This window comes from Microbulbifer sp. GL-2 (genome assembly GCF_007183175.1).
In the GTDB taxonomy this organism is placed as follows: domain Bacteria; phylum Pseudomonadota; class Gammaproteobacteria; order Pseudomonadales; family Cellvibrionaceae; genus Microbulbifer.
The window spans coordinates 982,088-990,000 of the sequence record NZ_AP019807.1 but is presented as its reverse complement, the minus strand read 5'-3'; the positions used below and the strand labels follow the sequence as shown (position 1 = coordinate 990,000).

The 7,913-nt window shown below is 50.0% G+C and carries 8 protein-coding genes and 2 rRNA genes (1 of these 10 cut by a window edge); 8 read left to right on the top strand and 2 right to left on the bottom strand.

Annotation, left to right across the window (positions count from 1 at the left end; translation table 11 throughout):
• The 3 genes from GL2_RS04370 to GL2_RS21425 all read left to right on the top strand — a co-directional run.
• Window positions 1–1,094: ribosomal RNA gene (locus GL2_RS04370) — 23S ribosomal RNA — on the top strand; it begins 1,790 nt to the left of the window's first position.
• 206 nt (window positions 1,095–1,300) lie between these two features.
• Window positions 1,301–1,416, top strand: a 5S ribosomal RNA gene (gene rrf, locus GL2_RS04365).
• A 42-nt stretch (window positions 1,417–1,458) separates the two neighbouring features.
• Window positions 1,459–1,614 carry a hypothetical protein gene (locus GL2_RS21425; protein WP_172621045.1) on the top strand — a complete coding sequence of 52 codons (156 nt, stop codon included), beginning with the start codon at window positions 1,459–1,461 and terminating at the stop codon, window positions 1,612–1,614.
• A gap of 646 nt (window positions 1,615–2,260) precedes the next feature.
• Here the strand turns inward: GL2_RS21425 and GL2_RS04360 are convergent.
• Window positions 2,261–3,028 carry a hypothetical protein gene (locus GL2_RS04360; protein WP_232053762.1) on the bottom strand — a complete coding sequence of 256 codons (768 nt, stop codon included), beginning with the start codon at window positions 3,026–3,028 and terminating at the stop codon, window positions 2,261–2,263.
• Entirely contained in the window at window positions 3,025–3,216 is a 192-nt protein-coding gene (locus GL2_RS21830; protein WP_232053761.1) for a hypothetical protein, read from the bottom strand. The genes GL2_RS04360 and GL2_RS21830 overlap by 4 nt, the downstream gene beginning before the upstream one ends.
• 10 nt (window positions 3,217–3,226) lie before the next feature.
• On the opposite strand from GL2_RS21830, the gene GL2_RS04355 reads away from it, so the two are divergent.
• Genes GL2_RS04355 through alr form a run of 5 tightly spaced genes read left to right on the top strand, consistent with a single transcriptional unit; the run spans window position 3,227 to window position 7,904 of the window.
• Window positions 3,227–4,828, top strand: a complete 1,602-nt coding sequence (locus tag GL2_RS04355; RefSeq protein WP_232053760.1) for an alpha/beta fold hydrolase — start codon at window positions 3,227–3,229, stop codon at window positions 4,826–4,828.
• Window positions 4,825–5,577 (top strand): ATP-binding cassette domain-containing protein, encoded by a 753-nt coding sequence (locus GL2_RS04350; RefSeq protein WP_143729463.1) that lies wholly within the window; start codon window positions 4,825–4,827, stop codon window positions 5,575–5,577. Before GL2_RS04355 ends, GL2_RS04350 begins: the two co-directional genes overlap by 4 nt.
• Window positions 5,574–5,792, top strand: coding sequence for a hypothetical protein (locus tag GL2_RS04345; protein WP_143729462.1), 219 nt, complete (start codon window positions 5,574–5,576; stop codon window positions 5,790–5,792). The genes GL2_RS04350 and GL2_RS04345 overlap by 4 nt, the downstream gene beginning before the upstream one ends.
• Window positions 5,793–5,830: 38 nt before the next feature.
• Window positions 5,831–6,766 (top strand): ABC transporter permease, encoded by a 936-nt coding sequence (locus tag GL2_RS04340; RefSeq protein WP_172621057.1) that lies wholly within the window; start codon window positions 5,831–5,833, stop codon window positions 6,764–6,766.
• A gap of 25 nt (window positions 6,767–6,791) precedes the next feature.
• Window positions 6,792–7,904 (top strand): alanine racemase, encoded by a 1,113-nt coding sequence (gene alr / locus GL2_RS04335; RefSeq protein WP_143729460.1) that lies wholly within the window; start codon window positions 6,792–6,794, stop codon window positions 7,902–7,904.
• The last annotated feature ends 9 nt before the right edge of the window (window positions 7,905–7,913 follow it).

Here is a 7,913-nt window from a genome sequence, read left to right as displayed (position 1 = left end):
GAGGACGTATACGGTGTGACGCCTGCCCGGTGCCGGAAGGTTAATTGATGGGGTTAGCTTCGGCGAAGCTCTTGATCGAAGCCCCGGTAAACGGCGGCCGTAACTATAACGGTCCTAAGGTAGCGAAATTCCTTGTCGGGTAAGTTCCGACCTGCACGAATGGCGTAACGATGGCCACGCTGTCTCCACCAGAGACTCAGTGAAATTGAAATCGCTGTTAAGATGCAGTGTACCCGCGGCTAGACGGAAAGACCCCGTGAACCTTTACTACAGCTTTGCACTGAACTTTGAGCCTATTTGTGTAGGATAGGTGGGAGGCTTTGAAGCATTAACGCTAGTTATTGTGGAGCCGTCCTTGAAATACCACCCTGGTATGTTTGAGGTTCTAACTCTGGTCCGTTACCCGGATCGAGGACAGTGTATGGTGGGTAGTTTGACTGGGGCGGTCTCCTCCCAAAGAGTAACGGAGGAGTACGAAGGTGCACTCAGCATGGTCGGAAATCATGCAATGAGCATAATGGTATAAGTGCGCTTGACTGCGAGACAGACATGTCGAGCAGGTACGAAAGTAGGTCATAGTGATCCGGTGGTTCTGTATGGAAGGGCCATCGCTCAACGGATAAAAGGTACTCCGGGGATAACAGGCTGATACCGCCCAAGAGTTCACATCGACGGCGGTGTTTGGCACCTCGATGTCGGCTCATCACATCCTGGGGCTGAAGCCGGTCCCAAGGGTATGGCTGTTCGCCATTTAAAGTGGTACGCGAGCTGGGTTTAGAACGTCGTGAGACAGTTCGGTCCCTATCTGCCGTGGGCGTTGGAGATTTGAGAAGAGTTGCTCCTAGTACGAGAGGACCGGAGTGAACGAACCTCTGGTGTTCCGGTTGTCACGCCAGTGGCATTGCCGGGTAGCTATGTTCGGACGGGATAACCGCTGAAAGCATCTAAGCGGGAAGCCTCCTTCAAGATAAGATCTCCCTGGGAACTTGATTCCCCTAAAGGGCCGTGGAAGACTACCACGTTGATAGGCTGGGTGTGGAAGCGTTGTGAGGCGTTGAGCTAACCAGTACTAATTGCCCGTGCGGCTTGACCATACAACAGAGATGGTTACTAACGACTAGCGCAAGCTAGCGGATTGTGAGTTAGAGACACACAATTGATCGACTTGCGGTGTATTACTACAGATTGTTTTACCGACTTATTTGGGGTTATCGCCGGTCATATGACCGAGGCAAACAGCGATAACACGGCAGGCCAAGCAAAATTGCTTATAAGACCAACGCCAACCCAAGCCAGTTTGCCTGACGACCATAGAGTTGTGGAACCACCTGATCCCTTGCCGAACTCAGAAGTGAAACGCAACATCGCCGATGGTAGTGTGGGGTTTCCCCATGTGAGAGTAGGTCATCGTCAGGCTTCTAATCCGAAAGGGCCACCCAGTTGGGTGGCCCTTTTTTTATGCGTGAAAAAATATTTAATAAAATAAAAAATAAAAAATATCGGTTAAATAAATTAATAATAAAAACAGAAAAGCTAGAGAGATTAGAATTGGATCCTGGGTTGGAATTTATCGCCAGAAAAAATAGCCAAAAATCTGGCTGGAAAATCCAATAAGAAAAATACACGCTCAGAAAAATCCAAGAAAACCTCTGGCGCTTTTAATAAAGGCTTTTTCCCACACACCTTTACCACGAAAATAAATAACAGCTGCTATTTATTAATATCTGTCCTCCCACCACTGAGTTTATCTGAATAGTTTTACCGCACTACTCGTAGGATTCTCAAAATAAATACTTCGAATAACAAGAAAACCTCTACCGCAAAAAAAAGAAATTCCACTGAAAAAAATACTGAAAAAATACCGATAAGGCATCGGTGATTTTTTGTGCGCTTGGCCGATGTCACACAACTGTAAGGCCGGGAGCGGATATACCAGAGTTATGCACAAGTCTATCCAAGCATTCTGTTAATAACGGCAGACTTGTGGAAATCCCCCAGAATCGGTGGTGTTTTTTTACACGGTAAAACGGTCCCCACGGGAAATGGGGCCTGGCAGTGGATATCCCTGAGTTATGCACAGGTCTATCCATGGATTCTGTTAGTAACAGCCTCGTCATGAACCTGTCATCGGTGATAAACAATAAGCGGCTTTGGGAACTGTGGGTAAAAGCGGGGTTGGTACGGAAGTCTTCAGGGGGGACGCTGGGAAAAAGCCCCTTGAGTGGGGCTTTAGAATCAGTAACAGTCTGTGGGCGCGGTATTACTGCTCATAAGCATTATCTGGAACCAAATCGTAATTCATTTCCTTTAAGCTGAGCTCGTCAAGGGGAACCAGTTGGGTAGGCAAAGAGAAGCTGCGCAGTGGTTTATCCTCAGACCAATCCAGGATCTCAATTACCTCAGCCTCTTCTTGCAATTCGTGCAATAAGGCCTTTAGGGCAATGGTGTTGGCTGAAGCTAGGGAGTGATAATGATGTTGTCCACTCAGCTTGACGAAACGCGATTCTTTGTCGGCCTCCTCAATACGCAACCAGGCAGTACCATTGTTCAGGCCAGACTCACCCAGGATCAGAGGCCCGAGAGGATCTTCACAGACTGTGGTTAAGTTAGCGTCTGTGGGGGGAAGTAATGCGCCAACCCAGACCCAACCAGAGAGACTAATACGACTTAATTGCCATTCGCACAGCCAGACAGTTTGGTCATCATCAATACGAAACTCTCGGTATTCTCGTTGCCCAAGGTAGCTGTCAAAGCTGACTTCCTCATTGGGGTTATCCCGACGGAAGCTGTGTAGTTGCTGGGTCATCTCATAATTGACTTCCCAATGTTTTCTGAGACGCCACTGCATAGGGTATTGGCCCCATTCAACGAGGTACTCCTCTCTCTCGCGAACGGTTTCAACTACTCGCCAGAAGGCCCCGTCAATTAATATGCAGGTATCACCAATTTTGCAGCCTGGGGCGATGATGCTGCATTCCGGTGAAGCTTCCGAGGCGCTGACAATATGTTCTGCGCGCCCTTCTATCACATCGTACCAGGGGAACCCGTGGCGCAAGGGTGGGGGGAAGGCCAATGGTGGCCGGCCGCCGAGTAAGCGACGAAAAGTACCGACTTCTCAATTTCCAGGTCAGAGAGTGTATAGCCTTCCTGCTGGGTGATCTGGCCCCAGGCAAAGGCGGCTCGGATTAAGTGTTTTTCACGGTCTGAAAAGCTCATGGATACAGTCATGGGCAAGCTAAAACAGAAACCTTACCACTGTGGGCAGACGGGTGCTAATGCAATTCAGTGGCATAGGGTAGTAAGCGACAGGATCAGTCAAGGTTCGATACACTGGAATACTCGCCATATAGATAAGGAGAAAATTGTCGTGATATGGATGTGGAGGTTATTTTTCTGCTGCGTTGGGTTGAGTGGACTTGTCTCAAAAGCAGTGATGGCAGGCCAGGAGAAAATTAGTCTGGAAGACTGCTATCTGGATGGCTGGCAATATTCTTTGCAGTGTTCACGGCTTGCGGTAGGGGAAGGCGATGTCCAGGTTAACCTGGCTGTGATGGTATCGCCGGCGTTAGATGAGAGCGGAGTGGAGCCTCTGTACCTTCTTGCTGGGGGGCCAGGTCAAGCCGCAAGTGATCTCGCAGTTCTGTTGAATAAGTTCCGTAAAATAAATCAGAATCGAGCAATTGTACTGGTGGATCGGCGAGGGGCAGGACTGTCCCGTCCTTTCAGCTGCGGCATCGATCGCGATACACCAAATGATTTGGACCTGATTTCAAAGTCACTGGCAGACTGTTATCTAAAGCAGACAACATTTGCTAACTCACTGAGCAGTCGCCAGACGGTTGAAGATCTTGAATTGGTGCGTAAATATTTCGGGCACGAGAAAATCTCTCTATGGGGGGGCTCCTGGGGAACTCGAACGGCTTTGCTTTACCAGCAGTGGTACCCGGATAGTCTGAGTGCTCTGGTGCTTGATGCGGTGGCACCTATCGATACAAAGGTGTTTTTAAGTGCCTCGGCTGCAGAGCAAGCTATTCAAATTCTGGCGAGGGATTGTCAATCAGATCCGGGCTGTTCAAGGTTTGGTGACTGGAGAGAAGTATTGGATCAATTGCTGGTTGATTGGGATGATTCCATTGGAGAAAACCTTCCCGACCCAAGTACCGGAAGGTTTACTGCGCACACCATGTCACGCTGGGCATTGCAAAGTATGATCCGGGCAGCTCTGTATTCTCCTGAAGCATCAGCACAATTACCATTCGCGATTACTGAAGCTGGCCTGGGAAATTATTTGCCATTGGCAGGTATATCCGGCCTTTTTTCCGATACAACTACGGGGATGTCTCTCGGGCTGACCTTCTCTGTTGCCTGCTCAGAAGAGCTGTACCGTATCAGTGAGGAAGAGGTTTCTTCGGATATTGCCGGCACGTTTGTTGGTAACGCTTTCCTTGATTTTTTCTCCCGTGGCTGTGAAGTTTGGCCAGTACCGGAAAGGCGTTATGCAAAGCCTGAGCCTCGTGATCATCCTGTTCTTTTAATTTCGGGTGAAGCTGATCCGATAACGCCGCCTGACTATGCGAAAGAAAACCTTGATTACCTTTCCAACAAACAGCACCTAATTGTGAGGAGTGGTGGTCACATTAATTCTGTTAGGGGTTGTATTCCAACTTTGATCGGGGAGTTTCTTGAAGCTCCTGAAGTGCAGCTGGATCAGGCTTGTATCAAAGATATTCACAGGCCACCCTTTATGATCGGGGCCTATGGGCCAGAGTTGATTCACAGGCTAAATTCGGGCACTACAGAAAAGTCTACAAGGGGGGAGGAGCCGTGATCAAAGTTGATGCCGTCTGTAAGCAGTTCTCCGGAACCCCTGTGTTGCGAGACCTGAATTTTTCCATTCCGGATGGGCAGATAACAGCCTTGCTCGGTGCCAATGGCGCAGGTAAAACGACATGCCTGCGAATCATTACCGGTTTGTTAAAAGCGGATAGTGGAAATGTTTATGTCGGTGGTTTGGACACCTCAAAAAACCCAAAGGAAGTGCGCCGGCAATTAGGTGTTGTCGGGGACAGGGAAGGACTCTATGAGCGTCTAACGGTAGCGGAATACCTGTCTTTCTTCGCCAGTGCCCAAGGGTTGGCTGGAGTAGAGTTGGATGGAGCATTGCAGTCCGTAAGGGATGAGCTTGAGCTATCCAGTCTTTGGGGTCGTCGAACAAAGGGGTTTTCCCAAGGGGAGAGAATGAAGGTATCTCTTGCCCGTGCATTGGTGCATCGCCCCAGTCACTTGATACTGGATGAGCCCACTCGGGGCCTGGATGTTCTTGCTGCTAGATTGTTACGCAGAACACTTTTACAGTTGAAGGCAGAGGGGACAGCAATTTTATTTTCTAGCCATATTATGGCGGAGGTTACTGAACTCTCCGATAAGGTTTTAGTGATGGCGAATGGCGCCATTGTTGACAGTGGTACGCCGGATGAACTCAATACCCGGTCAGGAAGTAGTAATCTTGAAGACAGTTTTGTAAAACTTGCTTATGGCGCTCAAGCGGAAACCAGTCAACGGGGAGAAGTGGTATGAGCGTTATTGGAAATATTCTCTCGCAGCAATTACGAGCATTAATTCTCAAGGAGTTTCGTGAAGTTTGGCGTGATCGACGGGCTCTAATGATTGCTCTGGGTTTTACCCTATTATTCCCCGCGATAATGATCGGCAGTGGTGCTTTATCTTTTAAGGTGGTGTCTGAAACTGATTTCAGTGTAGCTATTATAGGCAGTGAATATGCCCCTTACTAGAGGAGCAGCTGCGTGGACCTGATTTTCGGGTTGAACAATTGAGCCAGGGGGCTCCACGCGAGCTTCTTGAGGAAAAGTATGATGCAGTCCTGCAAATAGATGAGGGCTTTGAAGCGGAATACCGTAGTTTTCTGTCTCCAAAAATCTATCTGTATGTCGATGGATCTAATAAGTCCGGGGGACGAGGTATACAGCTTATTCAAGAGCGCCTGGGGGCACTTCAGCGAGTAATTATGCAGCAGCGCCTCTCTGCAAGAGGGATTGCGCCCCAGGTCCTGACTCCTTGGCAGGTACAGGTCAGGGATGTCAGTACCCCATCCAGTCGAGGGCTGGCTATCCTGGGGTTAATGGTACCGACACTATTGATCATGGCGCTAATGGTGTGCAGTACGGCTCCGTCAATTGATACTTCTGCGGGGGAGCGTGAACGTATGAGTATCGAAACCTTATTGCAACAGCCTTTTAGTGGTTGGCAAATCATTGTGGCGAAAGTTATTGCGGTGACCAGTATAGGCTGGTCTGGAGCGCTTTTTTCGCTCGTAGTTTTAACCCTGTCCTTTAGTCTGCTTCCATTGGCAGAGATCGGTGTACAGTTTTCAGCAGGGGTTAGTGCGCTTATAGCTATGGGTTTATTACTATTGCCGCTCGCACTATTGGTGGCCGTCCTGCAGATTCTCCTGGCTCTGCGCTCTCAGTCCTTTAAGGATGCGCAAATCCAGCTGAGCATTCTGCAAGGGTTGCCTGTCACACTGTTGTTGGTAGTCAACCTGTCCAATATCGAGCTGGACTCTCCCGCCTGGCAGATGACCCCATTAATTGGCCAGCAGCAGTGGCTCAGTCTGTTGATGGCGGGAGAGTCAATTTCTGTGCCTTTGGCTCTGGCTGGCTCTATGGTCACCCTTTCTTTGGTTGGGCTGTGTATATTAGTAGGTGCACGTGCTCTGAGCCGTGAGAGCTTGCTTGGGGCGACCTAGCTGATGAATTGAGAGTTGTATTGGCATGAATGATTTCCGCGAGGGGCTGCTTAGCATTAATTTGCAGTCAATTGCAGATAACTACTTGGGGCTGACCAAGCGGTTGGCCGTTGGCAGTCGCTGTGGCGCAGTGGTCAAGGCGGATGCTTATGGGCTCGGCATGATTCAGGTAGCGCCAACCCTCTACCGGCACGGGTGTCGTGATTTCTTTGTTGCAACCCAGGCGGAAGGGGAGCGTCTTCGTGGCGAACTGGGTGATGATGTTCGTATCGTTATTCTCACCGGTGTGCGTACGGGAGCTGAATTGGAGTGTGCCCGTGCCGGGTTGATGCCAACATTGTTTACCCTGGAGCAGCTACGTAATTGGGTCGAAATTTGCGCCCGCGCCGAGCTTGCAGCGCCATGTGCGGTAAAAGTGGATTCGGGTATGACCCGCCTGGGACTCAGCTCTGAGGAGTTTGAATCACTGCTGGGAGACCGGCAATTATTGCAATCTGCTGATATTCGTATCCTCTTAAGTCATTTGGCTTGTGCGGATGAGCCCCACCACCCTCAAAATGACTTTCAGCTGCGCAGCTTTAAAGAGGCCGGAGAAAGATTACGTGACCTGTGCCCCGAGGTTCAATTGAGCCTCGCTAATTCCTCCGGCATTTTCCTCGGTGAGGATTATCATTTCGATATTGCGCGCCCCGGCTCTGCGCTCTATGGGATCAACCCGGTTCCAGGAACACCCAATCCAATGCGCTCCACCGTGGCGCTCAGTCTGCCTATAGTGCAAAAGCGCTTTGTAAGCTGCGAACAGTCAGTTGGTTATGGTGCCACTCAACAGGCCGCAGCAGGAAGCTGGTTGGCGGTGGCGCGTGGCGGCTATGCCGACGGTATAATCCGGGCCCAGGGGGGGCGTGGTCGAGGTTGGGCCTGTGGCCGCCAGTTGCCGATTGTCGGGCGTATATCTATGGATTCCACCACATTCGATATCTCTGCGTTATCAGACAAAGATCGGGAGTCCCTGCAGACGATAGAGATCTTAAACAGTGACCTGACGGTGGATGAGGTGGCAGGGTACGCTGGTACTATCGGCTACGAGGTCTTGACCAGCCTCGGGCACCGCTATTTCCGTCGCTATATAAAAAGTTGATTACCTTGC